Source organism: Burkholderia sp. BC1 (assembly GCF_052683555.1).
This window is the reverse complement of sequence record NZ_JBQYLP010000014.1, coordinates 81,313-106,325: the sequence shown is the minus strand read 5'-3', so window position 1 is coordinate 106,325 and position 25,013 is coordinate 81,313. Positions and strand designations below refer to the sequence as shown.

General features: G+C 62.1%; 38 protein-coding genes and 1 pseudogene. 6 read left to right on the top strand and 33 right to left on the bottom strand.

The genetic code is table 11. The features are described 5' to 3' along the window. Positions 1-6 precede the first annotated feature (6 nt). The 30 genes from ACSHSS_RS09915 to ACSHSS_RS09770 all read right to left on the bottom strand — a co-directional run bounded on the left by ACSHSS_RS09915 (position 7) and on the right by ACSHSS_RS09770 (position 20,896). Positions 7-345, bottom strand: a complete 339-nt coding sequence (locus tag ACSHSS_RS09915) for a phage tail protein (protein ID WP_059937589.1) — start codon at positions 343-345, stop codon at positions 7-9. Beyond that, the gene (locus ACSHSS_RS09910) at positions 345-4,487 is read right to left on the bottom strand and encodes a phage tail tape measure protein (RefSeq protein WP_445544902.1); all 4,143 of its coding nucleotides are present in this window, start codon (positions 4,485-4,487) and stop codon (positions 345-347) included. Before ACSHSS_RS09910 ends, ACSHSS_RS09915 begins: the two co-directional genes overlap by 1 nt. 12 nt (positions 4,488-4,499) lie before the next feature. After that, entirely contained in the window at positions 4,500-4,778 is a 279-nt protein-coding gene (locus tag ACSHSS_RS09905; RefSeq protein ID WP_105838506.1) for a phage tail assembly protein T, read from the bottom strand. Then, entirely contained in the window at positions 4,775-5,239 is a 465-nt protein-coding gene (locus tag ACSHSS_RS09900; RefSeq protein ID WP_445544901.1) for a phage tail assembly chaperone, read from the bottom strand. Before ACSHSS_RS09900 ends, ACSHSS_RS09905 begins: the two co-directional genes overlap by 4 nt. Before the next feature lie 28 nt (positions 5,240-5,267). Then, entirely contained in the window at positions 5,268-5,732 is a 465-nt protein-coding gene (locus tag ACSHSS_RS09895) for a phage tail tube protein (RefSeq protein ID WP_053298850.1), read from the bottom strand. A 55-nt stretch (positions 5,733-5,787) separates the two neighbouring features. Then, positions 5,788-6,132 carry a tail completion protein gp17 gene (gene gp17 / locus ACSHSS_RS09890; RefSeq protein ID WP_048996149.1) on the bottom strand — a complete coding sequence of 115 codons (345 nt, stop codon included), beginning with the start codon at positions 6,130-6,132 and terminating at the stop codon, positions 5,788-5,790. Beyond that, entirely contained in the window at positions 6,129-6,551 is a 423-nt protein-coding gene (locus tag ACSHSS_RS09885) for an HK97-gp10 family putative phage morphogenesis protein (protein WP_105838503.1), read from the bottom strand. Before ACSHSS_RS09885 ends, gp17 begins: the two co-directional genes overlap by 4 nt. Continuing rightward, positions 6,544-6,873: a phage head closure protein gene (locus ACSHSS_RS09880; protein WP_445544900.1), complete on the bottom strand. Its 330-nt coding sequence runs from the start codon at positions 6,871-6,873 to the stop codon at positions 6,544-6,546. Before ACSHSS_RS09880 ends, ACSHSS_RS09885 begins: the two co-directional genes overlap by 8 nt. 2 nt (positions 6,874-6,875) lie before the next feature. Continuing rightward, complete coding sequence (locus tag ACSHSS_RS09875; protein WP_249485386.1) at positions 6,876-7,217, bottom strand: head-tail connector protein; 342 nt, start codon at positions 7,215-7,217, stop codon at positions 6,876-6,878. A 3-nt stretch (positions 7,218-7,220) separates the two neighbouring features. Beyond that, complete coding sequence (locus ACSHSS_RS09870) at positions 7,221-7,385, bottom strand: hypothetical protein (RefSeq protein ID WP_217037006.1); 165 nt, start codon at positions 7,383-7,385, stop codon at positions 7,221-7,223. Between the two features lie 73 nt (positions 7,386-7,458). Then, a complete protein-coding gene (locus ACSHSS_RS09865) occupies positions 7,459-8,736 on the bottom strand; it encodes a phage major capsid protein (protein WP_249485384.1) in 1,278 nt (425 codons plus the stop codon). A gap of 4 nt (positions 8,737-8,740) precedes the next feature. Then, positions 8,741-9,583, bottom strand: a complete 843-nt coding sequence (locus tag ACSHSS_RS09860) for a head maturation protease, ClpP-related (RefSeq protein ID WP_053298856.1) — start codon at positions 9,581-9,583, stop codon at positions 8,741-8,743. Further along, positions 9,561-10,856 carry a phage portal protein gene (locus tag ACSHSS_RS09855; protein WP_445544899.1) on the bottom strand — a complete coding sequence of 432 codons (1,296 nt, stop codon included), beginning with the start codon at positions 10,854-10,856 and terminating at the stop codon, positions 9,561-9,563. Before ACSHSS_RS09855 ends, ACSHSS_RS09860 begins: the two co-directional genes overlap by 23 nt. Before the next feature lie 7 nt (positions 10,857-10,863). Then, on the bottom strand, positions 10,864-12,576 hold the full coding sequence (locus tag ACSHSS_RS09850) for a terminase large subunit (protein ID WP_012216706.1): 1,713 nt from the start codon (positions 12,574-12,576) through the stop codon (positions 10,864-10,866). After that, on the bottom strand, positions 12,576-13,055 hold the full coding sequence (locus ACSHSS_RS09845) for a terminase small subunit (RefSeq protein WP_445544898.1): 480 nt from the start codon (positions 13,053-13,055) through the stop codon (positions 12,576-12,578). The genes ACSHSS_RS09850 and ACSHSS_RS09845 overlap by 1 nt, the downstream gene beginning before the upstream one ends. A gap of 162 nt (positions 13,056-13,217) precedes the next feature. Further along, positions 13,218-13,607, bottom strand: coding sequence for an HNH endonuclease signature motif containing protein (locus tag ACSHSS_RS09840; RefSeq protein ID WP_217047823.1), 390 nt, complete (start codon positions 13,605-13,607; stop codon positions 13,218-13,220). A gap of 218 nt (positions 13,608-13,825) precedes the next feature. Then, positions 13,826-14,416: a DNA-binding protein gene (locus ACSHSS_RS09835; protein WP_445544897.1), complete on the bottom strand. Its 591-nt coding sequence runs from the start codon at positions 14,414-14,416 to the stop codon at positions 13,826-13,828. A 45-nt stretch (positions 14,417-14,461) separates the two neighbouring features. Continuing rightward, positions 14,462-14,710 (bottom strand): hypothetical protein, encoded by a 249-nt coding sequence (locus ACSHSS_RS09830; RefSeq protein ID WP_012216702.1) that lies wholly within the window; start codon positions 14,708-14,710, stop codon positions 14,462-14,464. Continuing rightward, positions 14,707-15,045 (bottom strand): hypothetical protein, encoded by a 339-nt coding sequence (locus ACSHSS_RS09825; protein WP_445544909.1) that lies wholly within the window; start codon positions 15,043-15,045, stop codon positions 14,707-14,709. Before ACSHSS_RS09825 ends, ACSHSS_RS09830 begins: the two co-directional genes overlap by 4 nt. Continuing rightward, on the bottom strand, positions 15,042-15,485 hold the full coding sequence (locus tag ACSHSS_RS09820) for a nuclease domain-containing protein (RefSeq protein WP_445544896.1): 444 nt from the start codon (positions 15,483-15,485) through the stop codon (positions 15,042-15,044). Before ACSHSS_RS09820 ends, ACSHSS_RS09825 begins: the two co-directional genes overlap by 4 nt. Next, on the bottom strand, positions 15,482-15,853 hold the full coding sequence (locus tag ACSHSS_RS09815) for a phage protein NinX family protein (protein ID WP_445544895.1): 372 nt from the start codon (positions 15,851-15,853) through the stop codon (positions 15,482-15,484). Before ACSHSS_RS09815 ends, ACSHSS_RS09820 begins: the two co-directional genes overlap by 4 nt. Then, entirely contained in the window at positions 15,850-16,431 is a 582-nt protein-coding gene (locus ACSHSS_RS09810) for an ArsR/SmtB family transcription factor (RefSeq protein ID WP_445544894.1), read from the bottom strand. The genes ACSHSS_RS09815 and ACSHSS_RS09810 overlap by 4 nt, the downstream gene beginning before the upstream one ends. Then, a complete protein-coding gene (locus ACSHSS_RS09805; RefSeq protein WP_012216698.1) occupies positions 16,428-16,898 on the bottom strand; it encodes a hypothetical protein in 471 nt (156 codons plus the stop codon). The genes ACSHSS_RS09810 and ACSHSS_RS09805 overlap by 4 nt, the downstream gene beginning before the upstream one ends. Further along, positions 16,898-17,461, bottom strand: coding sequence for a hypothetical protein (locus ACSHSS_RS09800; RefSeq protein WP_445544893.1), 564 nt, complete (start codon positions 17,459-17,461; stop codon positions 16,898-16,900). Before ACSHSS_RS09800 ends, ACSHSS_RS09805 begins: the two co-directional genes overlap by 1 nt. Positions 17,462-17,630: 169 nt before the next feature. Next, a complete protein-coding gene (locus tag ACSHSS_RS09795) occupies positions 17,631-18,248 on the bottom strand; it encodes a hypothetical protein (protein WP_249463380.1) in 618 nt (205 codons plus the stop codon). Then, complete coding sequence (locus ACSHSS_RS09790; protein WP_249463377.1) at positions 18,217-19,062, bottom strand: helix-turn-helix domain-containing protein; 846 nt, start codon at positions 19,060-19,062, stop codon at positions 18,217-18,219. Before ACSHSS_RS09790 ends, ACSHSS_RS09795 begins: the two co-directional genes overlap by 32 nt. Further along, positions 19,059-19,904, bottom strand: coding sequence for a ParB/RepB/Spo0J family partition protein (locus tag ACSHSS_RS09785; protein ID WP_249463374.1), 846 nt, complete (start codon positions 19,902-19,904; stop codon positions 19,059-19,061). Before ACSHSS_RS09785 ends, ACSHSS_RS09790 begins: the two co-directional genes overlap by 4 nt. A gap of 8 nt (positions 19,905-19,912) precedes the next feature. Continuing rightward, a complete protein-coding gene (locus ACSHSS_RS09780) occupies positions 19,913-20,206 on the bottom strand; it encodes a hypothetical protein (protein ID WP_261520074.1) in 294 nt (97 codons plus the stop codon). Between the two features lie 67 nt (positions 20,207-20,273). Continuing rightward, positions 20,274-20,450: a hypothetical protein gene (locus tag ACSHSS_RS09775; protein WP_445544892.1), complete on the bottom strand. Its 177-nt coding sequence runs from the start codon at positions 20,448-20,450 to the stop codon at positions 20,274-20,276. Further along, positions 20,450-20,896 carry a phage regulatory CII family protein gene (locus tag ACSHSS_RS09770; protein WP_445544891.1) on the bottom strand — a complete coding sequence of 149 codons (447 nt, stop codon included), beginning with the start codon at positions 20,894-20,896 and terminating at the stop codon, positions 20,450-20,452. Before ACSHSS_RS09770 ends, ACSHSS_RS09775 begins: the two co-directional genes overlap by 1 nt. 188 nt (positions 20,897-21,084) lie before the next feature. On the opposite strand from ACSHSS_RS09770, the gene ACSHSS_RS09765 reads away from it, so the two are divergent. Next, the gene (locus ACSHSS_RS09765; protein WP_445544890.1) at positions 21,085-21,321 is read left to right on the top strand and encodes a hypothetical protein; all 237 of its coding nucleotides are present in this window, start codon (positions 21,085-21,087) and stop codon (positions 21,319-21,321) included. A gap of 43 nt (positions 21,322-21,364) precedes the next feature. On the opposite strand, the gene ACSHSS_RS09760 is transcribed toward ACSHSS_RS09765, so the two are convergent. Continuing rightward, the gene (locus ACSHSS_RS09760; RefSeq protein WP_049773223.1) at positions 21,365-21,556 is read right to left on the bottom strand and encodes a hypothetical protein; all 192 of its coding nucleotides are present in this window, start codon (positions 21,554-21,556) and stop codon (positions 21,365-21,367) included. Between the two features lie 33 nt (positions 21,557-21,589). Here ACSHSS_RS09760 and ACSHSS_RS09755 point away from each other — a divergent pair, with 33 nt between their 5' ends. Then, entirely contained in the window at positions 21,590-21,931 is a 342-nt protein-coding gene (locus ACSHSS_RS09755; RefSeq protein WP_445544889.1) for a hypothetical protein, read from the top strand. 10 nt (positions 21,932-21,941) lie between these two features. Here the strand turns inward: ACSHSS_RS09755 and ACSHSS_RS09750 are convergent, their stop codons facing one another. Continuing rightward, entirely contained in the window at positions 21,942-22,133 is a 192-nt protein-coding gene (locus tag ACSHSS_RS09750) for a hypothetical protein (protein WP_445544888.1), read from the bottom strand. Between the two features lie 73 nt (positions 22,134-22,206). Between ACSHSS_RS09750 and ACSHSS_RS09745 the strand changes: the two genes are divergently transcribed. Continuing rightward, the gene (locus ACSHSS_RS09745) at positions 22,207-22,662 is read left to right on the top strand and encodes a hypothetical protein (protein ID WP_445544887.1); all 456 of its coding nucleotides are present in this window, start codon (positions 22,207-22,209) and stop codon (positions 22,660-22,662) included. Here the strand turns inward: ACSHSS_RS09745 and ACSHSS_RS09740 are convergent. Beyond that, a complete protein-coding gene (locus tag ACSHSS_RS09740) occupies positions 22,598-22,930 on the bottom strand; it encodes a hypothetical protein (RefSeq protein WP_445544886.1) in 333 nt (110 codons plus the stop codon). The genes ACSHSS_RS09745 and ACSHSS_RS09740 overlap by 65 nt on opposite strands. Positions 22,931-23,146: 216 nt before the next feature. Here ACSHSS_RS09740 and ACSHSS_RS09735 point away from each other — a divergent pair, with 216 nt between their 5' ends. From ACSHSS_RS09735 to ACSHSS_RS09725, 3 genes and pseudogenes are all read left to right on the top strand, one after another. Then, on the top strand, positions 23,147-23,992 hold the full coding sequence (locus tag ACSHSS_RS09735) for a DUF7946 domain-containing protein (protein ID WP_445544885.1): 846 nt from the start codon (positions 23,147-23,149) through the stop codon (positions 23,990-23,992). 135 nt (positions 23,993-24,127) lie between these two features. After that, positions 24,128-24,256 (top strand): annotated as a pseudogene (locus tag ACSHSS_RS09730) (transposase); the annotation flags it as partial. Between the two features lie 131 nt (positions 24,257-24,387). After that, the gene (locus ACSHSS_RS09725) at positions 24,388-24,996 is read left to right on the top strand and encodes a hypothetical protein (RefSeq protein WP_445544884.1); all 609 of its coding nucleotides are present in this window, start codon (positions 24,388-24,390) and stop codon (positions 24,994-24,996) included. Positions 24,997-25,013 lie beyond the last annotated feature (17 nt).

The window sequence follows — 25,013 nt, the reverse complement described above, 5'->3', positions numbered from 1 at the left end:
CCTTCCTTATGGCGCAAACGTCTCTTCAAACTGAGCCGTGATTGTGTAGATCTCACCGTTCTTCACCGGCTCGCTGTACTTCTCACACACGAACCGCCCCTGCGGCCTGAGCGGTGGCGTCCAGAAGAACGAGACAGAGCCGGCGTGTGCGTCAAGAAACGCAAGGATCGCGGCGATCATGTCCGCGCGCCCCACGAATCGAAGGTTGTACGTAGCCGTCCGGTTATTCAGGCCGTCGGCTGCGCGCTGCGTGTACCCATCGCCGAACCCGGCCTTGCGCACACGCAGCGTCGTATCGCCACCGAACCCCTCGACGGTCGGCGACCAGTTAAACGTGTCGGTCATTAACCCATCCCGTTTTTCAACTTCCAGAGAGTCCCGCCCTGCCGGCTTTCGGTTGCGATCAGCCCCTGCACCAGCTGCTTGAGCTTCTTCGCAAACTCGGCGCTTGCCATCATCTGCGACGCGTCGGCCGTGCCGCCCTCGATCGTTATCGGAATATTCAGCTGCAGTGCCGCGCCATCGCCACCGAACTGCTCGCCAGAACCAGCACCACCGCCGCCAACAAGTCCACCACTCGCAAATTTCGCGAACCCGACGTCGCGGCCGCTGTTGATCGCCTCGAGCAAGCGCAGCACGCCGGGCTTCCGAACCGCAGAAGCCTTGACGACGAACTCGTCGTTCGACAGCCATGCAGGGATACTGTCGCTCGTCGACGTGCCCGGCCCCGTGACGTGGCCGCCGGTCGCAAGATGGAACCCGTACGCGTTGCCGCCGGCGGCGGCCGCGACGCCATCCGACAGCCCGCCCGCCAGTCCGCCGAGCAGCGACGACGAGCTGTAACCACCTGCGGCAGAGGCGCCGAGTCCGATTGCATTGCCGAGCCAACCGAACACGGGCGCGAGTGCAGCGCGAGCGGCAAACCGCGCAAGGTCGGCGATCATGCTGTCGACAAGCCCTTTAAAATTCAGCTTGCCCGTCGATACGAACGACACAACAGCGTCTTCGATTCCCTTGAACGAGTTGGTGAACGCCTCTTCGGCCATCCCGGCCGCGTTCTGCGCAGACTCCTGATACAGTGCAACCGCCCGGCTCGCGCCAATGCGCCAATCCTTCTGGCGCTCGAGGCGCTGCTCCAGATAGCCGCGCTCGCGATCCATCTGCTCCGCTTCGGCCCGGTTGATGCGATCGATCTCGCCCAGGAACTCCGGCGAATTGAGCGTTCCGTCCTTGCGCGCGCCCTTGGTCAGCTCGTCACGACGACGGCGAAACTCATCGCTGACGCGATTGAGCGCTTCGTTCATTGAGCGCGCGTTGTCACCCTGCGACATCGCCGCCAACTCGCGCTCGACGTCGCGCTGGCGCTCCTTCGCGTAGTCGGCCAGCTCGGCGTCGATCTGCGCGCTGCGTTCCTTCAGCTTGTTGATCGCCTCGTGATAGCGGACCTCCTTTTCGAGCTGCACGGCGCGATCGTAGGCCGCGCGAATCGACGCCTGATCGCGGATCAGGCTCTTGTCGCCGTCCGACAGCTTCGTGCGCTTCGCCGCAAGATCGGTCAGCTTCTGATCGAAGCCGATCCGATCCTTCTCGGACTGCGTCAGCTTGTCGGTCGCCACCGCCTCGACGCGCAGCTGCGCGATCCGCTGCTCGATGTTCTCGAGCAGACGCTGGCTTTCCGGCTCCGAACGAGCGCCGCCCATCCGCGTCCGATGGGCCAGCGCGGGCGCATTGACACCGATACGGGCAACCTGCGTCGCAGATTCCGCAATCGTCTCGTCGTACGCCTTTTTCCCGCTCGCGTTCGCTTCGGCGCGCGCGATCATCGCCGCCAGCTCAGGATCGCCCGATTTGTCGTCGAAACCGTACTTCGCGAACTTGCCGAAATTCTTCGTGACGATCGCGCTTTGGAAGCTCGCCAGTGCGCCGGCCACGACCATCTGCTGATTCATCAGCGCGAGCTCGCGCGTCAGATTGTCGATGTTCCGACGTGCGCCGGCTTCCGCCTTCGCATCCTTGTCCTGGATTGCCTTTTCCAGCGACTTGTATGCGTCCGCGCGCCCCGCAATCAATCCGGCCTGCCGCGCCTCGGCTGCGTTCGCACCCTTCGTCTTCGCCTCGTATTCCGCGCGCTGCTGCGCGGTCATACCGATGACGTCGGATGCCTCTTTCAGTTTCTCGACGTACTTGTTCCACGCTTCGGCGGCCATGCCGCCGGCGAAGAAGTTGTTTTCCTCCGTGAGCAGTCGAATACCATCAGCAGCACCCCGTGCTGCCGCGTCCATCGCCGCCAGCGTGCGCGCGCCCCTGTCGGCCGCGGCCCCTGCCGTATCGATTGCCGATGCGGCCTGCACCAGTTCGGTTCGGAGATCGTCTCCCCCGCGCGTCGCCGCGACGAACACGTCGACGAGTCGCGCAAGCTCGCGCGATTTTTCCTCGACACCGAGATTTTCGGCCTTGACGCGCTTCAGCCCTTCGAGGAATCGGTCGAGTGCCGCCTGATCCTCGTCAGTGACGATCGGCGCACCGTCTCCGAACGTCGGAACGATGACGCTCTGCGAGGCGCGCGATGCGAGGCTGGCGTATGCATCCGCGACATCGCTTGTCGCCGCCGCTTGCGCCTGCTTCACTCGCTGGCGCTCGACCTCCTGCAACAGAGGCGTGAGCTGGCGGTATTTGTCGATGACCTGATCGAGCGGCGCCTGCATGTCGATCAAGCTCGACGTCGCGCTGCTCGCGTGATCCCGGAACACCAACCAGTTCACTGCCGCGCCGAGCGCCACCGTGCCGACCGTCGTCAGGATGCCGGGCAGCCCACCGACGACCGAGAGCAACCCCGAGCCCACCGTGCGCATCAGCGATCCCGCGCGCGCGGCCGCCGTCTGCGCCGCAGCTGCGCGTTCAGTGGCAGCAGTGAGCCCGGCCGTAGCGGCAGCTGCGCCACGTTCGGCGCGCTCGCGCGCCTGCGTCGCTGCAGCCACTTCACGCTCGGCAACGGCGAGCCCTTTCTCCGTTTCAGCAAGCGCTGCTGTGTAGCGCGCCTGGTCGACGGTGCCCTTCGCCGCGGCGGCCTCCAGTGCGACACGGCGCTGTTGCGCCAGCGCGAGGGAGGCTTCCGCACGCTCGAGCTCGGCCTGTGCTGCTGCAGTCTCGCGCGCGATCACCGCGGCGTAGGGCGTGCCGGCGATCCGCGTGCCGATTTCCTGACTGCTCGACACATTCGAGCGGGCGGTCGCGACCTGCGCCACCGCGCTCGCCTCGATCGCTCGCGCCTCGGCCAGCTTCGCATCCGTGTATCGAATCGAGCCGGCGATCAACGCGGACTGCATCGCGAGGCTTTCGCGCATCGCGCGCATGCCGGCAAGCTCGGCCTGCGCCGCGACCTCCGCCGCCTGTGCGTTCTGCAGTTTCGCCGCAGCCGCATCGCGATCGCTCCGCGCCTTCTCAAGAGACACCAGCGCGGCAGCGCTTTCCTCCTTTGTTGCCGCGGCAAGTGCCAACCGTTTCGTGTTCCAGTCGATCGCAGCCTGACGGGCAGCAATACCACTTTGCAGCAAATACGTGACGAGCCGCCCGGCTGCAAGCGACGCACTGATCTTGACTATATCGTCGAGGTGTTCGGCAACGTAGATGATGCCTTGAGACAGCTTCGCGCTGGCGCCGGTCGCCTCGTCCGTCTTGCCAATATAGGCTTCCATGTCCGTCTGCAAGCGCGTCATTGCTTGCCCGACGGTCACCTTCATTTTGGCGAACAGCGCATCCGTGCTCGCCCCGGCATTCCGCAACGCATCGATCAGGTTCTCGACCGTCAGCTTGCCGTCCTCTGCCAACTCCTTCAGTTTGGACGTCCCTACGCCCATGCCGCGCGCGATCGCGTCGGCCACGCCGGGCAATTCCTCCAGAACGCTCTTAAGGTCCTGCCCGCGCAGCTGGCCCGACGCGAATGCTTGCCCGAGCTGCACGATGCCAAGCCGCGCCGTGTCGGCCGATACGCCGGACAGCGCCACCGCCTTGCTGATCGTCTCGACCAGCGGGCCGACTTCCTTGATGGACAGACCGAGGTGCGACGTGTTGTTCGCAATCCGCTGATACAGCTCCGCCGTCGCGTCGAGCGGCTGCCGCGTCGCTTGTGCGATGCGCAGCACGTCGTTCTGCGCCACCGCAAAATCGACCTGATCGCGCGTGACGATCTTGAGCCTGTTGCTCAGGTTCGTCCACTCGTCGGCATAATCGACGAGCTGATGGATGCCGAACGCCGCGGCCGCGGCTTCCGCGTACCCGCGAAGCGACCCGCGCGCAGCCTCGATCGCACGTACCGTTACCTGCACGCTCGCCGCATTCGACGCAAACGCCGCATCAGCGGCACGACCACCGTCACGCACCGCGTTGAAATAGCCGCCGGCCGTCGACGCCAGCCCACGCATTCTCCGGTCGTACTCGGTCGTGTTCGCGGTAACGCTGACGATCAGCTCGCGCAGACTCGTTGCCATTGATTTTCCCGCCTACTTTGCCAAGCTCATAAGACCGACGAAGAACGGATCGTCGTCGGTCTGCTGAGCGTCTTCCGACTCCCCGCCCCACTTCGGCATCATGTCGGCAACCTTCACCTTCGCGCCCTGCGCCTGGAACACTGCCGACGCCACCATCGCTGCATGCAAGTCGTACCGCTCATCGCTAATCGGCGACTCCGCGTCAAACGCCTGCCACAGTGCGAACTCGGCAGCCGACATCTGCGCGCGCAGCTCGGCAAGCGTCCTGCCGAGCCGCAGCGCCAGTGTCATTTCGAGTCGGAGGTCGGGGTTTCGGCGGAAGGCTTTTTTTCGGCTTCCTCCCGATCTGCGGCGAGGCCGCCGAGCTCGATCGCCTTCGTGACCACCCGATCGTGTGCCGGCCCGTACGCCGCGGCGACCGCTTGGGCGTCGCTGTCGTCGAATTCGCGACGCCATCCCTGCGCGGTCTCGACATACAGCACACGAACGAACAGCCGCGCGTACGCCAGCTTGTGCGCGTCTGCGCTCACGCGGCTGTACTTGGCTTTCGCGGTCTGTTCGTCGTCGTCCGGCTCGACGCCTGCGGCCTCGCGCAGGGGATCGAGCCAGAACGCGCGGTCCTCGAGCAGCGGCTCGCGCACCGCGACGGTAACGCCGTCCCATTCGGGCATGGGCATGAATTCGTGCCGCCACCCCACCAGCGGGTTCAGGATTGCGGCGCGGAGTGCGCCCGGTTTTACCTTGTTGGTCATCGTCTATCCCTTGTGGTTCGCGCAGTGATCAGCCCGCCGGCGGCGCCGGAGGCGGAACAAGCTTCGGCGCGCCGCTGACCCGAACGCTGTACGTCGACGTCACGATGCCGTCGACGGCCGCCGACCAGGTGTACTGCCGCACCATGCCAACGAACAGGAATTGCGACTTGTCGGCGAAGGTCACCCGAAAAACGTGTTTCTCGCCGCTTGCGCGGGCCGCGCGGAGGAGCGACTGCCCTTCGTCGTCGGACGAGTAGTTGCCGTCGACCGAGAACTCGCCGGGATCCGGCAGGCCCAGCTCGTATTCCTTCTCTTCGCTCGCGAGCGTGGTGGCGTCGATCTCGGACGACTGACCGCCCTGCCATTGAATCGTCTTGCCGGTCGTATTGAGATCGACGAACACCAGGGTGTTGTCGTCGAGATCCGTCGAAACGGTCTTCGACACTTCGACCTTCGTACCTTGCGCCTTGGTGCGCTTGCTCTTCTCGGCCATAAGCCCCTCACAAAAAAATGGCCCGCCGAAGCGGGCCATACTGGTTTCAATCACGTCAAAACTGCACCGAAATTTCGAGGCTCACTCGAAAAACACCGGTGTCGCTCGAATAGTCGTCGGGTAAGTCGCTGACGCCACCGACAGAGAACATGCCGGTCGATTCCACGCGATCGATGATCTGGTCGGCGAGCGAGTCGGCCTCGGTGTACGTTTTCGCGTAGACATCGATCTGGAACATGCCGGACTTGCCGCCGGTCGCGCCGCCAAGCGCCATGTCCCGCGTGCCGCTCACTCGCGAGACGACGTAGTACGGCGATTGCGCCGTCGAACCCGCTACGGACACATAGCCTTTGGCGCCCCCGACGATCCCGATTGCGTCACGGATGATCAATGCGCTCAAAACCCACCTCCGACCACCTGATCGATCGCCCGCGCGATCTCCGTACGAATCGCACCTTCGGCCTGAGCGATAGACGCGTCAAACGCCGGCCGCATGAACGGCTCTGCCTTCATGAACTGCGTTCCCAGTTCGACGAATCGCCAATAGAACGCGTTGTTTGGCGAGTCTGCCTTGCCCTTCGTCCGAACACGGACACCGGCGGTTGCGATACCCGGCGAATCCTTCTGCTTGAGCGCGGCCGTGACGATGTTGCGTTTCAACTTACCCGTCTTTTTCGGTGCGCGAGCGCGCGCCTCGTCCCGGATCACGTTCGCGCCGGCGACCGTGGCGCGCCTGAGCGCCTTAGTCGACTGCGCTTTCGCCAGCTTCAGGAAATCGGCCTGCAGGTCAGCCAGCCCAAGGATTTGTACGCTAGACATACTTCTCCCCCACCTTCACCGGCAAGTCGAGACTTCCCTTTCTGCGATTCGGAAGCACGGCAACGATGTCGTACAGTTGATCGCCGTAGCGAATGCGCATCTCGCTGTCGATGTCCTCCCGGAACCTGATACGGATGCTCGCGATCGCCGAGCTTCGTACCGCTCCGGAAATGACGTGCTCCTTGCCACTGATAAAGCGGACGGACGCCCAAACCTGATCGTGCGTTACCCAGTCATCGGGCAAGGGCTCGTCGTTCTCGTTCGTTCGGCCTCCCTTTCGCTCTATGACGATGAATTCGGTCAGGTCGCTCGATCTCAGCACGCTCAAACTCCCGGAATGATTCGATGCGGCCGCAACAGCGCACGCGCGTTAAGCGGCAGTTCGGTAATCGGGCCGAACGCTGTGTCCTCACGGTTTGCGTAGAGTTCGGCCGTGATTTTCAGAATCGCCGCCCGAATTGCCGCATTAACCACCATCGGGTTTTGCCCTGCAGTGCCGGCCTCGATCGCGGTGGTCATCGCATCCTCCGTCTCGAAGACCTGGCGATTCAGGTAATCGACCGCCGACTGTGTCGCGGCGTCGAGCAACATCTGCACGACGTCGTCCTCGACACCTTCATTTGCGCGCACAAAGCCGAGCGCGAGCTTCAGATCGACCAGCGCCATCGCTTACTTCTTCGGTGCGGTCGGCTTCTTTTCTTCCGCACTCTCCAGTGCGCCGACCGCTCGGGCACCGTCTTCCAGCTCTTCCGGGCATTCGTCGCCGGCCTCGAATGCGGTCGGGTAGATTTCGCCGTTCTTCACGCCTTTGAAGGGCTTGATGAGCGTCGCCATACGATTCCTCCTGTAGAAAAACGAAAGGGGCGCCAAAGACGCCCCTCAAACCACACTCGCGACGATCCGACGCTTACGCGCTGGCGGCGACCTTCATCGCGCGCATCGGCTCGGGATTCAGCAGTCCACCGCCGACGCGCTTCGTCGTGTAGAACAGCACGTACGGCTTCGCCGTGTACGGATCGCGCAATACGCGCACCCCGATGCGGTCGATGATCAGATACGTCTGCTGGAAGTCGCCGAAGAGAATCGGCGTCGAGTTCGCCGCCACATCCGGCATGTCCGGCACCTCGGTAACCGGATAGCCCGCCAGCGTCGCCGGCTGGCCAGCGACGAACGACGGTTGCCACAGATAGTTGCCCTGACCGTCCTTCAGCTTTCGCACCTGGCGCTGCGTGTTTCGGTTCATGGTGAAGCGGGCATTGCCGGTGAATGCGCTCGGCAGGTCGTAGATCAGATCGATGATGCCGTCCGCCGTGATGTCCGCCGCAGCACCGCTGTTCACGACCTCGATCGCGCCGAACGGGTGAACCGCGGCGTTGGCACCGCCCGCGATATACGTGAGCAACCCGTTCGGCTTGTTCGTGCCGTCGCCCGCCAGGAATGCTTTGCCTTCCTGCTTGGCGAATTCGGTTTGCACTTCGGTCGCGAGCCACGATTCGAGGTCGATTTCGGCGTCGTCGAGGATCTGCTGCGTAGCCGCGGGGTTTGCATAGATCTCGCCCGAGGCGAAGGTCAGCGGCTTGAACGTACCGGTCCCCGTCTGCGGACGCGGGTCCGTCTCACCGACCCAGCCGCTCGCCGTGCCGCCCATGTTGAACAGCTTCGAGAAACCGGCCTTCGAAACCGTCTGCACGCGGCAGAGCTGGCGCATCGGCGAAATCAGAACGAGCTTGTCGGTAATCGTCCGATCCCATTCGATCGGCGTGACGTAGCCGCCCTGCTCGTCAGCGCCCTTGTTGAGCGCAGCCTGAATGTCGCCCCGCTTCACGTGTGCCTTGAACGCTTCCGTGTATTCGGCATCACGCACGGTTTTCCCGCCGCCGGCGCCCATCTGCACCGCAGCGAGTTTGATATTCGCCTCGTCGACGGCAGCCTGCAGCGCCTCGAGCTCCGCACCGACCTTCTCGACTTTCGCCATCGCGTCCGACGTCGGCAGGCCTGCCTTCACGGCGTCGAGCTGCTTCGTGTGTTCGGCCTTGAAGTCGTGGAACGCCTTCTGCAGATTGTCGATCAGGGCCTTGATCTCGCTCGGCCCTTCCGCACGCACGGAAATGATGCCGCGCGGTACAGCGCCGGCCGTGCCCGACAGGGTTGCCGCGAGCGCAGCGAACAGGAGTTTCTTGCTCATATGGTCATCCTTTAAGAGCGTTGATGAGGGTGTGCAGCGACGCTGCAACGTCTTCGCCAGCGCCCGGCGTGGCGTTTCCGGCGGTAGCGCCCGGCTTACCGTCGAATAGGGCTTTGAGCGCGTCTCGGCGCACGGATCGCGAATACCCGGCGCGCGCCATCGACGCTTCGATGAGCGCCATTGCCTTGCGGCCGGCGCTCGCGTTCGAGTCCGTGGCAAGGATTGCGCTGTCGAGCTTCCCGGTCGCGAAGCCGTCGTTGACGGCCTGGTCGGCGCTGATCCACGTTTCCTTGTCCATCATCGCGGCGGCCGTCTCCTCCGAAATGCCGGCTCGCTGCGCGTACAGCTTCGCCATAGCGGCATCGAACGGCGCAAGTGTCGCCGCAGCTGCCGTCATGTCATGGCGATTTCCGATTGCGACCGCCCATGCGTTGTGAATCATCAGAAACGCGCCGTCACCCATCAGGATTTCGTCCCCTGCCATCGCGATCACCGACGCAGCCGACGCCGCCAGCCCCATGACATTGACGGTCACCTTGGCCTTGTGCTCGCGCAACAGGTTGTAGATCGCGACACCTTCGAAGAAGTCGCCGCCCGGCGAATTGACGTTCACGGTGACTTCGCGGGCGCCGATGTTGCGCAGTGCTGCGCTGATCCGCTTCGCGGTGACGCCAGTACCCTCCCAGTTCTCGCCGATCGAGTCGTAGATCGAAATCGCCGCCGCGTCATCGGCCTTCGCTGCTCGAACCTCGGGATTCCAACGTTCCAGCGCGTCCGGGCGCACATCGAATTGAGCAGCGCCCAAACGGTGATCGGCGCGAATCTCAGGTAGTTGCAGGAGGCTCATCGCCACTCCCCTTCGGTTTCTGTGTCATCGGGTTCCGGAGCTGATCGGCAACCGGATCGTCAACGCGAGGCAAATCCAGCATCTCGCGGACTTCGTTTTGCTTCATCCAAGGCGACTGTCCGCCGGCACCGAGCGCCTTCGAGAAGAAAGCGGCTTGGTCGTTTAGCGTGCCGCGCAACAGCGCGCCCTCGTTGAATTTGAATTGCCGCTGCCCCAGCATCTTTTCCGGCAGGAAGGCACGGGCCGCCGCTTGCTCCCACGAAACGAACCAGTGCGAAAGCCCGTACTGGATGAAGAAGATCGCGAGCTGTTCGATGCCGCTGCCCCAGCTTGTGTCGTCCATCATCAGAAGTGGACGCGGCACGCCATACATGCGCGCGACTTCCTCGATCTGATGATTTCGGTTCTCGATCTGCTGCGCCGATGCCGCGGTGTTCGAAAATTGCTTCGCTGTCGCACCTTCCTCCAACAGCATCCAGCTACCGGCGTTCTCCGATCCGGTGTGGTTCTCTTGCACGGACGCTTTCATGCGCCCGTATGCGTTGTCCGACAGTTCCTTCGGAACCTCGATGGCGCCGCCCGCCATCACGCCAGTTCGGAACGTCCGTGAAGCGGCGCGCTCGGCTTGCTCCGCTAGCTCCAGCGCATTTCCAGACAGCTTGACTCGCGAGACCCCGCTGACGCCATCAATCGACAAGTCACGCAGGTGAAACACCTCGCGCGCCGGCAACTCGATCTTGTCCCCGGTCGGCGTCGTGTAGTCGTAGACGATCTGCCACGTTGACGTGAGGCGGCCTTTTGCCGAACCTCGATCCATCGGAATCAGTCTGATCGGCCGATTACCGCTCCACACGATCCGCGCCATCGACTCGCCGTCGAGCAGCGCGCGCAGTTGCATCAAGCTCTTGAACTCCATCGGCGTCTGCCAATCGTTCGGCTTGTACTTGAGCAGCCGGTGGGCAGGATCGTCCGTCAATACCTGCTTGCTGTCGTCGCTACTGATCAGGTTCATCGGCAGCATGCCGATCGTTCCCGAGATCAGGGTCACGCAGCGCAGCACCGCCATGTTTCGCAGCGCTCGCGTCTCGCGACCCGTGCCACCATTCAGCTCGCCGCGCCGGATGTATTCCTTCAATCTCGGATCGTCGAGGCCTTCGAACGTCTCACCGGGAATGGACGTCGTCGGTGTCGAGGCCTGAAATGACGGCTCGACGTGCGGACGAGCTTGGGCCTCCGGCTGCTTTTCGCGCCGGATGAAATCGAACAAACCCATTCACACCTCAGAGAAAACGAATGCCCCGCGACTCGTAGACCGACTGGCCCTGCGCGGGCGGATTGAGCGCCATGAGCGAGACTGCGTTAAACAGCGCCATCAGCGGGTCGATCTTGGCGGTCCCGCTCACCTGCTTGGTGATGTTCACTGCGTTCCCGACCGGAACGACTCGCGCATTTCCAACTGCCCACGTCAACAGTGGTTGGCCGCCGTGATACAACGCCCCGTCAGGGGCTTCGTCGCCTTCGATACGCTGCCCCGACGCCGCCGCGATGCGGCGTTCCGTCGTCTTGATGGCTCCCGAGAGCTTCCAGCCTTGCGAGATACCAATCACCTTGTCTTCCGGAACCCGCGCTGCCGCGAGTGCGTCGAGGATAGCCCCGATACCGGCCGGGTCGACGCCGGCCTTGTATAGAAGCCCAGCGCGCTCGATGCGAGCGACATACTCTGCCGCCTGTACAACGTCCTCGCCGATCCGAGAGACGATCGTCAGATCCCCCGCCTTCTCGAAATCGTGAAGCGCCGGCGCAATCTCTTTGCGGCGCTCCAGCACGGACGGGTGCGCCCAAGCGTGCGCCCATGCGAGCCAGTTCCGCCCACCTCTTACGCGGCCCACCGCACTGAGCCCCAATAAGTCGTCAAGGCCGCCGCCATCGATACCAGCGGCGATCACCTCACATTGTTCGATCAGGTCGAGAAGCGTCACGCGCTCCGGCAACCCTGCATTGATCCAGAAGTCTGCGCCGGCCCACCGGTCGGACCGGAGGTTCATGCCGATCTCGACGTTGAGGTGCTTCGCGATGAACTGCTGGAACGATCCGTCAGTCTTGGTGCGGATCTTGTTGAGCTGGTCCTCCAGCCATTCGGCACTGACCGACCGCCCGAGATTCGGGTTCGTGATGTAGTAGTTGGCCGGATCGAGGTAGGCTTTCGACTTCACCATCTCTTCCGGAAACTCGTACAGCACGCCGAGCGACTTCCGGTCGACGATTTTGCCGTCACGCACGTCGCGGTAGTACTGCAACTTCTCTTTGAACACACCGGCCGGCGGCTCGTCGCTTTGCGTTGTCAGGATGATGACCCACCCTTCATCCCGCGACACCTGGCCTCCGGTGGCCTCCATGAACATCGCTTCTGCGTTCGCCCTCTTGCCGAAGACCCAGTGCTCGTCGATAAGAATCTTTCCTGACTTCTTGCCCGATACCGTGTCAGTGTCGGCCGCAACCACCTTCAACGACGCTCGACTCACGCGGTGCGTGATCGTTCGGATGTGGTCTTGGACGTGGAACAGCTCCGACAGCTCAGCGTCGGCCCGAATCATCCCCGCCGCAGGCTTGAAGCTATTGTCTGCGACCTCCTTCGTCGGCGCGAGAATCAGGTGCTCTTCTTCCTCGCGCCAACACAAAATGACCGCCGTCAGCATGATTCCGGCCGCGATCGTCGATTTCGTATTCTTCTTGCTGATCAGCAGAAAGAACTCGCGGATCAGTTGCTTGCCGGTTTCGGCATCGTAGGCACCGAAAATGGCCGCGACGAAATCGAAGACCCACTGCTCGCTGCATTCGCCGAAGGTCGGCTTTCCCGGTAGGTCACAGACCCGCAGTTCCTTGAAGATCGCGACTGCCTGCTCAGCCTGATCCGGGAAAATCGGCGGCGGAATGATCGACTCGCGCGCAATCAGCCGCCTTTCCCAGTCGGGACATGCCGTTGTCCACTCCATCACTCGACCTTCTTGCCGCCGTTCGCGATCAACCGCGGCGGTGCCGCCGGAGCAAACCGGCTTGCCGCCTTCTTCGCAGCTTCGTCACGCTGTTCCTTCTTGCCGCCCTCGCCCAGCCGCTTGTGGACGAAAGGCATCAGCGCTTTCGCCGCATCGATCCGCAATTTCGGCTCCGTACGAGAATCGTTCATCGCTGCGATCAGGAACGCCTTCGGATCAGTGAAGTTCGTCATCGCTTCGAGATCGAACCCGTCCGGCTTCTGGGCTGGCGCCGGCTGCTGAGACTGATCGCCGGCATTGGATCCCTTCTGAACACGGTTCGCGGCGAGATACAGGGCCACATCCTTGTCTTTAACAAGGCGCGACCCAGCCGCCGATGCTGTCGCGGGGCTGTAGCCTGCCGCGATGGCCGCGTCCTTATTGGACTTGCCGGCCAAAACAGCATCCGCGAACTTCCGCTTTTTCGCTGTTAAAGCCATTAACAAAATCCTGAAAAGGGGAAATTTTCTGCGCGTGAGGGAACGTGCGGTCTAGGCCGAGGCGGCCATGAGACTTTTGACACCCCCTCCCCCGTCCACGCCGCAAGACTGTTGCGCTCACGCAACATTCGTTGTGCATCGTCGCGTCTTCACAACGTCAAGTCAGCCACGTTCGAGACGCTGCTTTTCGCTGTCGTGGTGCGGCTTGCAGAGCGTCTGTATGTTGGCCGGGTCGAGCTGGAGCCGCCTATCGCCGCGGTGTGCGATGATGTGATCGCCGATCGTGCCAAGCGGCTCCGCAATGCCTCGAGCCGCGCACGCGAGTACCACATCAGCGGGCGACCACCCAGCCATACCGAGATCACGCAAGCAGTACACGCAATGCGGATGCTTCGCGAGATGGGCAGCCCGCAGCTTTTGCCATTCGTAACCGTAACCGCGCGCCGCACTGCTGCTCTTGCCAGCGCGCCACGATCCAGGCGCCATCGTCGCGACACGCGACGCCGCCAGCGATTGCACTCGCGGCTTGAGAGTCGTAAGCCTCTTCGACATCAGCGCTCGCGGCGACGATCTGCGTAATGCAGCCGCATAAAGACAACTGCTGCGACGACAGTGCGCACCCAGCGCGGGGTACGGCGGAACACCAGAACAGCCATGCGAACTCCGGACGCGGAAACGAAAAAGCCCGCGAGGCTTTCACCTAGCGGGCTCTGGACGCACTGATCACGTGTATCGAATGTGTGTGATTATTGTGGGTCAAACACACATTGTCAAGCAATCTCGCAATTTTTTAGCAGCCCTGCGGTCGATAGCTTGCGCTCGATTGCAGCCCATGCTGCATCGACCACGCCGATAGTGGACGCCTTGCGGTTTCCTTCGAGCCACTTGCGGACGGCGGCGTTCTGCTTGCTCACCGTATTAACATGCGCATCGCAATCCTCCGCAACATCAGCAAAGCTGCGCTTCACTCCGAATACACCCTCGATGATTGCGCGCCGCACGCGGTAATGGCTGAAACCTGAGCAGTACGCGGCCGACGCCTCCGTGAGCCAGCTGATAGCCGCATACCATTCCGGGTTCGGCTGGCTGCCGGAACAGCACGACTTGCCACACGAGCACGGCAGGTCGCGAGGGGCAGCGCGCGCGATGATCACTGCACGGTGAAGCTCCGGCAGCTCCCACACCTTCGCGCGGATCATGCCGGCCTGCCCCGCACCATCGACCCCGACGAGGCCCATCCCCGATCCGAGCGATTCACCCCGCAGGCGCTTCGCCATCATCGTTTCGCCGTACTGCTGCGTCGAGTACGCCAGCGCGAACCGCACTGCATCAAATGCCGACTTGAATTCGATTTCGCTCATTGTGTCGCCGCCTGAATAGTTGCCTGTTGAATGCTTGCTGCGCCGTCACATGACGACTGTGAAATTGATGCCGTAATGCGTGAGCCAATCTCCTATGGCGTGGCGCAGCGTCCGATTGCGCGGCCATGGAAAGGCGATCTGCACGCCGTGCTCCGTCTCGGTGATCTCCCCCGAGAAAGGGCATTCGTCGAATGCGATGAGCTCCGCGCCGGTCACCGAATCGCGATGACGGATCGCCGATATGAGCAAAGGCTCCGGCACATCCCCGTACAGAACGCATGCAGCAGCGCTCATGCCTCATCCTCCAGGTGCACCTCCAGTGCATCGCTCGCGAGAAACTGCCCGAGCGCTCGTGACTTCTTGTTGTCAATCCAGTACGCCTTCGTGCGCAGCACCCCCGGCCGCACCCAGCGGGGATCATTCGGCGCGATGTGCGTCCGGTGCCGTTCCGGGATGAACGCATCCACCTCGACGACCGCGAGCAGTTGCCGCTTGACGGTCGGAATCCGCGCGATCCGATAGACGGTCGTTACCAGCGGCCGGTACATCTCGGAACTGATCGCCGGCCCCATGCCGTGCTTTCGCTTGAAACTGTGCCAGCCCGCAGGTAGCTGCACGGTAAGAATCACTGGCAATTTGCCTCTCCCATCTTTCGGGCGCGCACCGGCGCCCATGCTTCGAATGCCCGGTCCCACACATCGAACTTGACCTGCTTCGGCGTGCCAACGCGGTTCTGGTCGAGCCATGCGTGACACGCTGCGCAGCCGGGGACCGTGAACTCGTTTTTCGCCTTCATCGCACCGGCTTTCCCATGACGCCCCTGATTCGAATGGCACGGCACGATCGTTTCGTCGATCGGATTGAGACGACAGACGCCGGGCACGCGCAGATAGCACGGCTCGCCACGACAGGCCGCCAGGTACTTCGAGCCTTCGGCAACGGTCGGGCGTTTCGCTGCGCGAGCCATCAACTTCTTGCGCGGTGCCTGCTCGGGCAACGGTGAGCTCTTTCGGGACCATGAGCCGCGCGACATCGGTTTCTTGCGCGGCTTGAATCCGGATCGCTTCATGCCGGCACCTCGTCGCCAAGCTTCCATGCAACGAAAGCTCGCATTGCGGCGATCAACGGAGTCTGGCCGACCTGATCCGGATCGTCGGATTCGTAGCAGCAGTTACGGATGTATGCGCCCCACTCTGCTCCGCGGTAAACCGGTGTGACGGTGATTCGGTGGAGCTCGATGAGATAGCCGCCGTCCTGCCAGTCAGTCGAGGGCTGATACGGCCCACGAAAAACGTACGTGCCGTCGTCGTCGCCGCTGAGGATGCCCATGCGCACTCGGACGATCGTTGCCTTGCCATCAACGATCTCGGCCTTCCACCCTCGAGCACGCGCGACCCAGCAATCGAGCTCGGCGCCGATCAGTTCGCCAACCTTCATGCCGTCGCCCTCCCAAACAGCGCCTGTGCCGCGATGTCTCGCCTAGCAGTGCCGGTGCGCCGCTGGGCGTTCGCGCGGCGACGCGCCATCACGCGCATGTACTCGTCCGGGCGGTGCTTCTTCAGGTGCGACATGCGGTCCTGCCACTTCTGCCCGGGCGTGCGCGCCGGAGGCCGCGGCGCATCCTTGCGATTTCCGAGCGCGTAGATGCGTGCCGGATAGCCGCTTGCGCCGAACCGTTCCCAACGAGAGACGTAGACATGCCGCTTCGCATGCAGAGCCTTCAGGTGCTTCATCACCGTGCGGCGCGAGATCCCGGTCTTCGCGGACAATTCGAGCGAGTCCATGGGGCCGAGCTTGAGCGCACGCAGAATGGCCGACTCCGTCGGATGGCCAGCCCGAGCGTTCCGGTTCGGCCGCTCCCCGAGTCCCATATCCGCACCATGCGCCAGCACCGCGTGCATGCTTCTGCCGTTGAACAGGTCGAGGTACTGCTTAATCGGACCGTCCGCCGTCCACACGCGCCGGAGATCCGCCTCTTCCTGCTCGGTCCATTTCTGCCACGGGCGCTTGCTCACGCTGCCTCCTTGAATACTTCGCCTGCGTCGATCCTGCGATGGACCTCGCCGAGCGCTTTCAGAATTGCCGCCTTCGAAACCGTCGCCATCTGAGCGTCGTGGATTTCGAGTGCGATTCGAATGTCGATCAGCGCGTCGCCGTCGAATCCCCACTTCCCGACTCGGGCGGCTCTGTCTCGCGCTCGGACGGCGCCGGCCAGCGCGCTTTTGATGATGCTGATGCTGTCGAGGCCCGGGCCGGTCTCCGCGATAACCAGCGCGATGTTCAGCGCACACGCGACCGTCGACCAGTGCTCCTCGGTGCCACGGCCGTTTGTCATCTCGTTCAGCGCCATGTAGTAGGCGATACCGAGATCCGTTTTCTGGTCGCCGTCCATCGGCGTGCGGCGCTCCAGGACATCGAAACCAGCCGTGCGGCGCACTGCGCGCGGGCGATATGCCTTGCGCGGCTTCTTGTTCCCCGCCATCAGAATTCCTCCGTTTGCCAGCCGCCACCGTCCCTCACCGCGGCCGCCTTCACGGCCACAAAGCGCACCGGGTATTGATCCGCCGCGACCTTCACCTTCACGCGCGCGTCGTCTTGCCAATGCCCCTTCACCTCGTGCGCCTCGAGCTGGCCGTTCGCGAGCATTACCGTGAAGTCGGGCGTGTAGAACGTGTTGTCCGCCAGGCGGAACTTGATGCCTTCGAATCGATACCAGACGATTTCGCCGGCCTGCTTGCGCGCTTCAAGATGAGCCGCGTAGCGCTGCTCGGTCTTGTTCATCTGGCCGGCCTTGAGCCGGCCGAGCGCCTGCATGCGCGCCTTCGCAGCGGGCTTGCGGTATGCCGGCGTGAGAACCGGCGGCGCATCAAGCCCATCGCTGATGTCGTCGAACCCTGCGTCGACGTGCGGACGGTTGCCCGTCGCATCGAAAATCGCCTTCTGCGCAGCCGTCATCTTCGGCCGCGAGTCGTCGCGCACGCGCGCCGTGCCGACGTTCTTCGTGCCGGCGTCGACCCGCATCGGCCATGCTGTTCGTTTCGTCATGCCTTCTTGTCGCTATCCACGTAATTCCTCAGTTCTCGCCGTGCCGTCTCGGCCGCCGCGTCCCCGAACCGCTCGCGTATCGACGCGATGAGCTCGCGCGCCCTTCCGTTCCTTCCGGCCCGCGCGTCGCGCACTGCAGCCATAAACCGCTCGCGGCACTCGTCCGGCGTCATGCCGCCACACCCATCAGATCGCTCAGTACGGCCTCTCGGATCGCTTCGTAGTCGCGACGCAGATCCGGCTGCGAACAGGTCGCAATCGCCTTGGCTCCGGCAGGCGATGCAATCGCATCCCGCGCGCACCGTACAACACCCGACGGAAGATGCGAACCGCCCGACGATTTGCCGCGAAGCAGCAACTTGAACGCCCACTCTGCCGTTGGCATGCGGCTCATGAATCGCTCTTGAGCGCTCCGGATCGCGCCGAGGTTCGATTCGACCGTCGCGCGATCAGCTGGCCGCTCGTCGGCGAGACGAAGGGTCGTCGACGCCGCCTGTTCGCTGCGCGCCTGCCGACAGAGCGAGACAAACTCCGGAAGCGTCGGCGGCTTCGGCAACGCCGTGAGGTTGTCGCTCCCCGCCTTCAGCTGCTCGCGCGACAATTTGCCGAGCTCGACCGCCCACGCCTTCTGCACCTCGACCACGTTCACGCCGTTCCACATCGTCGCGAAGCGCGAGCCGTAGAACGCCGCCATCTTCGAGAACAGGGCCTCGACCCAGTGCTGCGGAAGCGCCCCCAGCGGCCAATCCGGGCGCTTAAACGTCGATGATTCGGTCATCTGGTCCATGGCTTCGATTCCTTCCGGTCAGGCCTGCGATGGTGTTGGCGTTTTCCTGGCTCCAGCTCGGCCGCATCGGAGCGACACTCGGCGACTGCTCCGTCGGCAGTGCCCAGTCCTCGGCGAAATGCCGGCTCGGGCCGAAGAACGTCGCAGCCAGCTTCACGAACTCGGTTCCAACCTTCCCCGTTGCTGCGCAGAAGGCCGCGTATCGCTTCGTCCCGGCGATCATTTCATCGGGACGCTCACCCGCGGCAATACGAGCATTCCAAGCCTTCAGCGCGTCGCGCTTGCTGTTGCCGCCAGCACGCTTCGGATATGCCGACCATGCCTCGTCAAATGCGTCGTCCGCGCCTTCGCTCGCCCCCGCGCTATGTATCCTTTTCAATGAATCGTTCATTGGTACCTTCTTGGGGTAAATGCCATGGGATTTACGGGGGGGTAAGCCCATAGGATTTACGGGGGCGTTAGTCACGCTTACGGGGGGGTAAGCACCGCTTACCGGGGCTTCTTCAGTTCCGGACATCGGCTCCGGCTCCCCTATGTCGAACATCACGCGGTACCGATTCGACGTCTGACCACCATCGGAATCGCGCGCCTGCGCATAGACTTCGATGTACCCCCAGTCCCGCAAATCACCGATGCACTGACTCACGCGCGCCGTGGATACGCCGACCTTCTCGGCCAGTGTCTTGCGGCTCGGCCATGCCCAGCCGTGTTTGTCCGTGTGCGAGCAGAGCGCCATGAGCACGCGCAGATGCGTCATCGACGACAAGCGCCCGTCTTCGAGGATGCGGGACGGCAGTACGATGAACCTGCTCATGCGGCCTCGCCGATCGACATTTGCCGCGGATCAGCGACCGCGGCCGCCGGCACGTCGCCGTCGAGGTTGAGAACCCAACGCAGCGCCTCGGCGCGCTCGCCGGTGGCGTTCTCCAGTTCGGCCACGATCTGCTTGCGCGTGCGCATACGTGGAGCCGCATCGCCCGTCAGTGCAGCCTTCTGCGCCCGTGCGCGTGCGTGCCCTTCTTTGCCTTCGGCTGCCGCGATGACGGCCTTCACCTTCTCGCGTTGCTGCTCGGGCGGAAGCTTCGCCAGCTTCAGCGCGTGGGACACCCTGATTTGGTCGGCTTCGAGCGCGTCACGGACGGCCGCTGTGCAATCGAGCAGCCGGAGCGACGCCGCAACGGTCTGCGGCTCGACGCGGAACTCCGCAGCGATCTGCTCGTCGTCGTAGCCGAGATCCCGCAGACGCTGCATCTTCTCGGCGCGGTTGATCGGGGTGTCTTCCTCACGATGCTGATTCGTCGCGACCATCATCCCCGCGAGCTCGGCGTGCTTCCCGCGCTTCGGCAGGGCCGGCACCAAGATCGGCGCGCATCCTTCATCCCGCTGTCGGCGGTTAGCCTCCCGCGCTGCGATCACGCGCCGGCGGCCGTCTACGACGATGACCGCGCCGGTTTCCGGATCCTTGTGGATCAGGATCGCCTTCAGCACGCCGCGGTGGCGGATGTTGCGCACCAGCGCCTCGTCATACGGCAGCAGCGCGCGCCGGTCGAATAGCGGATGGGTCGGGTCAGTGATGAGCGTCAGCGCGTCGGGATCGAAAAAGAGCACGTTGCTCTTGCCGGCGGCGCCATACGCCTCGATTGAATTCTTTGCCATGTCTTCTCCTACGCAGCCGCCTCGAACGGGAATTCGGCTTTCTGCAAATCAGCGCGATGTTGCGCAACAAGCGCGTCGTGTTGCTCCTGCGTCATATCGCGAGTCCAAAAATCCGGATGCCCTGGCAACCGGTCGCTACCATCCTTGCGATGCCAGCAGTAAAAGCAGCCCATGCGATGCGGGAACCAGTAACCGCCGCAGTCGCAGCGCGTCTTTCCTGCGTTGCGCTCCATCATCCATTTGTCGACACGCCAGTCGCGGGCGCCGCAGAGACATTCCGGATAAGCCGCTTGCTCGAGCACGCCAGGCTTATCGAGGAGGACTCGACGGCGATCGCAACGGCGGCACCGGCAATGAAAGCGCGCCATTTCAGTGACCGCACGGCACCGAGCCGTCGAGGGATTCGACCGCACCGCACGACAGGCAAATGCGGGGATAGGTGGGACGCCTCGCCAACCACTCCGCGAGTCCGCCCGGCAGCTTCGTCGGCTGACGAGCGAGCGCGGCGAGTTGCTCGAGGTCCGTAGATGCCTGGTGCTGATCCATCACTGCTCCTCCGCCATGCCTTCAATTCGGCTGACAAGACCGAGCAGCATCTGAAAGTGCTTCCACGTCCGTTCTTTCACGCGGAGAACCTCGTGTTTCTCGACCCGTCCATCTTCGAAAGTCCGAATGATTTCCTTGCCGATGTCGCCGTTGGTCTCCCATGTCTTCGCCATCAGCTCGATAACCTCGCCGTCCGAGCAGTTCTCCGGCGACGGAATCTCGACGAGCGCGTAGCCACGTTCGCGCGCCCACGCCTCCAAAATCCGGTCATCGTTCGTGACATCAGCAATCCGAGCGGCCTCCGCGAGACTCAGCTTGTGGGTGTCGTTGTTCGGATTGACCTTGTTTCGCAGCATCGCGCCCGACATGCCGAGCCGTGGCGCCAGCGACTCGCTACCACCTGGGTAGTCGTGAACGACCGCATAAGCCGCATCAATGATGTTCATTCGATCCTCATCTGAACGTTGTTCGTTCGCGGTAAGGACAACTAAAGTGCATCCCTATGACGCGAACGAATTTTCATTTTGATCAATCACGCCATGTGGGCGCGATCTACTGCATTGGGGCGAGGGTTCCCGGCTTTCGCATTAGAATTGGCAGCTCTTACACAGCCATTTCGATACGGGGACCCATCATGGAAGAAGCAAAAGTCACATTCAACTTCATCGGCGCCACCGCCTCGTCAATTCCAACCAACATTCCCGATGCGCTCAAGTTACGCGCAGGGTTCACTCCGAACGACGGAGACGTCATCTCCTTCGAAGGCCTGCCCGGCGCGTTTCTAATCCACTCGCGCGAGTTTCAAATTCGCTCCGACGGCGTTGTCGACGTCGTTCTCAACGTCGATGTGGCGCAGCCAGCAAAAGGCTAACCGTCGACTACCGTTTCGACGCTCCGCGCCGATCGAAGCGACTTTACGAGGGCCGCTCTTCGCCGCGAGTGATTGCGAACGCGCCATCCTTCGAGATCACCCAATGGCGCCCGGAAACCGAGACGGCGCACTTCATTCGCCATGTGGAATCGCCCTGCCGATCCCGGTCGCCCAGGGCGACATCGAGTGCCGGCCGGATCAGCCACAGGACCAGGCGTGCATACAGGCGCTTCATGCGTCCTCCTTTTGTTCAATGAGAGAAACCCTCATGAATGAAAAATCAAATATCGGAAACATTGCCTCGGGACGGCGCATAGCTCAGTGCTGGTACAGCGCCACCGAGTACGACCAGATCAAGTCCGTCATGGACGACGGTCACAAGCTGCCCTCCCGGTATGAAGACTGGCGGGCTGGAGCCGAGCAACGCGAAGATCAGGTGCGCCGGGCAGGTGGTACTCCCGTCCGCATTGCGTTCGATCTCGCAGAATTCCGGCGCTTCTGTGCGCACTTCCGAGTTCCCCTCGATGCCGATACTCGCAGCAAGTTCGCCGCCCTCAAGTCGCAGATTGACGCAGAGGCTGGTTCCGATTCGGGTACCGGGGTGCATTGACGCCGCCATGTCAGATCGTCTCCTTTTGTTGAGCGAGCATGGCGTCGCGCAGGGCGACATAAGTGCGCAGGCTCACCGAGCCCGCTTCTCCTCGCGCGATCCGTTGAAGGGTCTTCGAGCTAAGGCCAGTATCTGCCGCGATCCGGGTCCAATGCCCGCGCTGCTCACAAAGCCACGATCGGATAGGGGTGAGTTCGTTCATGGCCAAATCATAGACTTATTTGTCCCAATAAACAAGACACATAAGTCTCAGATAAATCACTACTCTCTGGGACATGACTGACCTACGCGAAAATTTGCGAATCGCCGTCGATGCGCTTATCGGAGAGGGGCGAAAATTCGCCAGCGGGCGCGAACTCGCTCAGCGCGCGCACACCCTCGGGCTTGTTGAAAGCGCGGAGAGTTTTGCAAGAACTGTGAATCGCGTTCGCTCCGGCGACAAAGACGTCCAGCTTTCCACGGTCGACATCCTCGCTAAAACAGTAGGAAAGAGCGTGGTGGATCTTATCGGGCGCGATACGGCCGCCTTGTCGGCCACCCAACAATCCGCTATGCCCAGATCATCGGGTAACCTGAGCGCCGAAGCACTCGCTCTTGTCGACGTGATTGCGAATGCGGACGCGGCCGGCCTTTCGCCCGAGGTGTTCAAGTCAATAAAGAACCTTCTTATAACGATCGCGTTTGCGGAACCGAGCAAGGGCGATGATGAGCTTCCTCACTTCCAGCCATAGCCCGCCCCATCCAGTCGGGCTTGACAGCTCGAATAGGCTCAAGCGCGGAATCGTAAGCGAGCCCGCGGTTGCAGGCGACGAGCCTGTTTCTGTCTTTCGTAAGCGTCACGCCCGGCGCTCCAAGCAGCGTGACTACCCATTCAGTTTCCGAATGAGCCGCTTTGACCAACACGATCCTGCCAATCAGGGCCGGATTCCAAGCCTCTTTGATCCTAGCCAGATCCCCCGGCCTGCAACGCAGCCCGCGCACCCCAGTCTCTCGTTCCACCCTTAGCCCCCTCTTACCTGCTTGAACCACTGTATGGTTATACAGTAGTTTGCCAAGGAATCGGACGGCTTTCAACTGGCGTAAGGGAATGTTGAATCGAACGCGTAACATCGGTGCCCAGGGCTATAATCGGCAGTTCGTCGCCTGCATGTGACGAAAGACGGGGCAACGCGCCAGTGCTGTCCAGGCATCGCGACCTATAAAAACGAGCAGAGGATGACCAAGCACGATATGAAGGCGGATACCGAGTTTCCGGCGCTCGCGATCCGATACGAGGGCAATGACGCCGAGCGGCATGAGCTAGACCTCAATCAGCTCGGCCAGTCCTTGCAAGGCTTCGCCCGGATATTCGCGGTCTCAGCGAACGTACTCAAAACGGGTAAACTGAACAAGCATTTCGACTCGCTGGACGTTCGAGTTGTCTCCGTACCGGTTACCGATCACCGCTGCTACGAAGTTCTGGCCGTCATACGAGGCCTCGCAGAATCGAAAGAGCTCTGGTCGGGAGTATTTGGGGCCATACTGGCCGCAGTCGTTCAGTATGTGTTGTCGCGACGAGACAGAGATGAGATGAGATACCTAAGCGAGGCACTGAAGCAGTCGCTTCAGAACAATCAGGGCACAGTGGACAAGCTGGTCGACACCATCGAAAAGATGGCTGATGCCTTGCGCCCCGCGGCAAGACAGGCGCTCACCCCTATCGAGAGGTCGTGCAAGCGAATCGATCTGTATGCAGACGGCAGCAAATTCCACGAATTGGACGCTGCTACGAAACGGTCGTTTGAAGACATGAATGCGGTCATTTCAGACCACTCTACCGTGTACACCGGAGTGATCACGGAGTTCGATATGGCCAATGGCGCGTGCAAAGTTACGCTGGACGGAGAAACATCACGTCTACCCGCCATTGTCACCGATCCCATTTTTAATCGTCCAAATAACCCCTATGTGGAGGCCTTGGCCGCATCTCGGCCACTGCGATTTGTCGCCAAGGCGGAACTGGATCAGGACGGGAATCCAGTGAAGCTTTATATATCTGACACCGCAGAGAACTCCCTGTAAACGATCGAGCCGGGGAGGCCGGCTACGTCATGTCCGGCGGATCTTCCAGTTCCTTCATGGGAACCCCTGACCTGCTCCCTGCAAACAGGGCCATCCGGAGTCTAGTAAAGTTCGTTTTCGGAGAAGAAGACGAACATGAAGAAGCGCTTTACGGAACAGCAAATCATCGGGTTTCTGAAGGAAGCCGAGGCCGGTATGCCGGTCAAGGAACTGTGCAGGAAGCACGGGTTCAGTGACGCGTCGTTCTACACCTGGCGCACGCGGTCGCCAGCCTGGAACCCTTCCCTGAACACTCATTCGCCTGACGACCACAGCCGTGTCGTAATTGGATCATCCCCGGGATACAATTTCAATTCTTACAAATTTGTCCTATCGAGCCACTAATCGGGGGCAGTATGAAGAGTTCGCACGGCCGGGTCACGGGGGTCTGCATCGCGGCAATAGCAATCCTCGCGGTAGCCACAGCGGGCTACACCATGCACGTTAGAGAAATCCAAAAGCAGCAGATTTCTAGAGACGCGCAGTATGTATCGCGCTCCGTCGAGAAAGTCCTGAGGATGGACCGAACACGAAGCGAGGAGGATGTCGCCGCTATCGAAAACAGTTCCGGCGTGAAATACTCCCCGAGGACTCCCCCGAGAGGAGTGGCGGCGCTTCTGGAAAGCGACGAGTTGAACGATCTGTTCCTCGCATACGCTGAAGATGGGCTGCGAGCCATCCAACTAATTGCAAGAAAGAACGATATTGAGTTGAGATTGCGCGCGGCAGACATATCGAACATTTTCGATCCGAAGGCCGAAAGCCGCTGGAATCGACGCGCCGAGCTGCGCAGCCTCAACGATGAACTCAGGCCGGTCACCGACGATCTAGTTCAGGCACTCCTCAATGTACAGAAATTCGGTGAACGGATTCAGGACCGGATTGGCGACATCAAGGTCCCAACGTCCGAGATACGGATGGGACTCCGTCGGTATGCCTCCCTTGCATCATCGAGCGGACACTAGCGACCTCCACGGGCACG

Bases quoted from the DNA above. Each gene is read 5' to 3' on its own strand.
- ACSHSS_RS09750 (WP_445544888.1), bottom strand. From the start codon at position 22,133: ATGAACGAACTCACCCCTATCCGATCGTGGCTTTGTGAGCAGCGCGGG.
- ACSHSS_RS09800 (WP_445544893.1), bottom strand. From the start codon at position 17,461: ATGACGAAACGAACAGCATGGCCGATGCGGGTCGACGCCGGCACGAAG.
- ACSHSS_RS09785 (WP_249463374.1), bottom strand. From the start codon at position 19,904: ATGGCAAAGAATTCAATCGAGGCGTATGGCGCCGCCGGCAAGAGCAAC.
- ACSHSS_RS09745 (WP_445544887.1), top strand. From the start codon at position 22,207: ATGACTGACCTACGCGAAAATTTGCGAATCGCCGTCGATGCGCTTATC.
- ACSHSS_RS09795 (WP_249463380.1), bottom strand. From the start codon at position 18,248: ATGGACCAGATGACCGAATCATCGACGTTTAAGCGCCCGGATTGGCCG.
- ACSHSS_RS09840 (WP_217047823.1), bottom strand. From the start codon at position 13,607: ATGTCGAAGAGGCTTACGACTCTCAAGCCGCGAGTGCAATCGCTGGCG.
- ACSHSS_RS09905 (WP_105838506.1), bottom strand. From the start codon at position 4,778: ATGACACTGGCGCTGCGGCTCGGCAGGACGCTTGCCGAGCTGCGCGCG.
- ACSHSS_RS09820 (WP_445544896.1), bottom strand. From the start codon at position 15,485: ATGAAGCGATCCGGATTCAAGCCGCGCAAGAAACCGATGTCGCGCGGC.
- ACSHSS_RS09775 (WP_445544892.1), bottom strand. From the start codon at position 20,450: ATGGATCAGCACCAGGCATCTACGGACCTCGAGCAACTCGCCGCGCTC.
- ACSHSS_RS09770 (WP_445544891.1), bottom strand. From the start codon at position 20,896: ATGAACATCATTGATGCGGCTTATGCGGTCGTTCACGACTACCCAGGT.
- ACSHSS_RS09850 (WP_012216706.1), bottom strand. From the start codon at position 12,576: ATGGAGTGGACAACGGCATGTCCCGACTGGGAAAGGCGGCTGATTGCG.
- ACSHSS_RS09735 (WP_445544885.1), top strand. From the start codon at position 23,147: ATGACCAAGCACGATATGAAGGCGGATACCGAGTTTCCGGCGCTCGCG.
- ACSHSS_RS09900 (WP_445544901.1), bottom strand. From the start codon at position 5,239: ATGACCAACAAGGTAAAACCGGGCGCACTCCGCGCCGCAATCCTGAAC.
- ACSHSS_RS09885 (WP_105838503.1), bottom strand. From the start codon at position 6,551: ATGTCTAGCGTACAAATCCTTGGGCTGGCTGACCTGCAGGCCGATTTC.
- ACSHSS_RS09755 (WP_445544889.1), top strand. From the start codon at position 21,590: ATGAATGAAAAATCAAATATCGGAAACATTGCCTCGGGACGGCGCATA.
- ACSHSS_RS09815 (WP_445544895.1), bottom strand. From the start codon at position 15,853: ATGAAGGTTGGCGAACTGATCGGCGCCGAGCTCGATTGCTGGGTCGCG.
- ACSHSS_RS09830 (WP_012216702.1), bottom strand. From the start codon at position 14,710: ATGAGCGCTGCTGCATGCGTTCTGTACGGGGATGTGCCGGAGCCTTTG.
- ACSHSS_RS09915 (WP_059937589.1), bottom strand. From the start codon at position 345: ATGACCGACACGTTTAACTGGTCGCCGACCGTCGAGGGGTTCGGTGGC.
- ACSHSS_RS09845 (WP_445544898.1), bottom strand. From the start codon at position 13,055: ATGGCTTTAACAGCGAAAAAGCGGAAGTTCGCGGATGCTGTTTTGGCC.
- ACSHSS_RS09875 (WP_249485386.1), bottom strand. From the start codon at position 7,217: ATGGCGCTGGTCGATCTGAAGCTCGCGCTCGGCTTTGTGCGCGCAAAT.
- ACSHSS_RS09895 (WP_053298850.1), bottom strand. From the start codon at position 5,732: ATGGCCGAGAAGAGCAAGCGCACCAAGGCGCAAGGTACGAAGGTCGAA.
- ACSHSS_RS09725 (WP_445544884.1), top strand. From the start codon at position 24,388: ATGAAGAGTTCGCACGGCCGGGTCACGGGGGTCTGCATCGCGGCAATA.
- ACSHSS_RS09860 (WP_053298856.1), bottom strand. From the start codon at position 9,583: ATGAGCCTCCTGCAACTACCTGAGATTCGCGCCGATCACCGTTTGGGC.
- ACSHSS_RS09805 (WP_012216698.1), bottom strand. From the start codon at position 16,898: ATGGCGGGGAACAAGAAGCCGCGCAAGGCATATCGCCCGCGCGCAGTG.
- ACSHSS_RS09855 (WP_445544899.1), bottom strand. From the start codon at position 10,856: ATGGGTTTGTTCGATTTCATCCGGCGCGAAAAGCAGCCGGAGGCCCAA.
- ACSHSS_RS09910 (WP_445544902.1), bottom strand. From the start codon at position 4,487: ATGGCAACGAGTCTGCGCGAGCTGATCGTCAGCGTTACCGCGAACACG.
- ACSHSS_RS09865 (WP_249485384.1), bottom strand. From the start codon at position 8,736: ATGAGCAAGAAACTCCTGTTCGCTGCGCTCGCGGCAACCCTGTCGGGC.
- ACSHSS_RS09760 (WP_049773223.1), bottom strand. From the start codon at position 21,556: ATGAAGCGCCTGTATGCACGCCTGGTCCTGTGGCTGATCCGGCCGGCA.
- ACSHSS_RS09835 (WP_445544897.1), bottom strand. From the start codon at position 14,416: ATGAGCGAAATCGAATTCAAGTCGGCATTTGATGCAGTGCGGTTCGCG.
- ACSHSS_RS09790 (WP_249463377.1), bottom strand. From the start codon at position 19,062: ATGAGCAGGTTCATCGTACTGCCGTCCCGCATCCTCGAAGACGGGCGC.
- ACSHSS_RS09870 (WP_217037006.1), bottom strand. From the start codon at position 7,385: ATGGCGACGCTCATCAAGCCCTTCAAAGGCGTGAAGAACGGCGAAATC.
- ACSHSS_RS09765 (WP_445544890.1), top strand. From the start codon at position 21,085: ATGGAAGAAGCAAAAGTCACATTCAACTTCATCGGCGCCACCGCCTCG.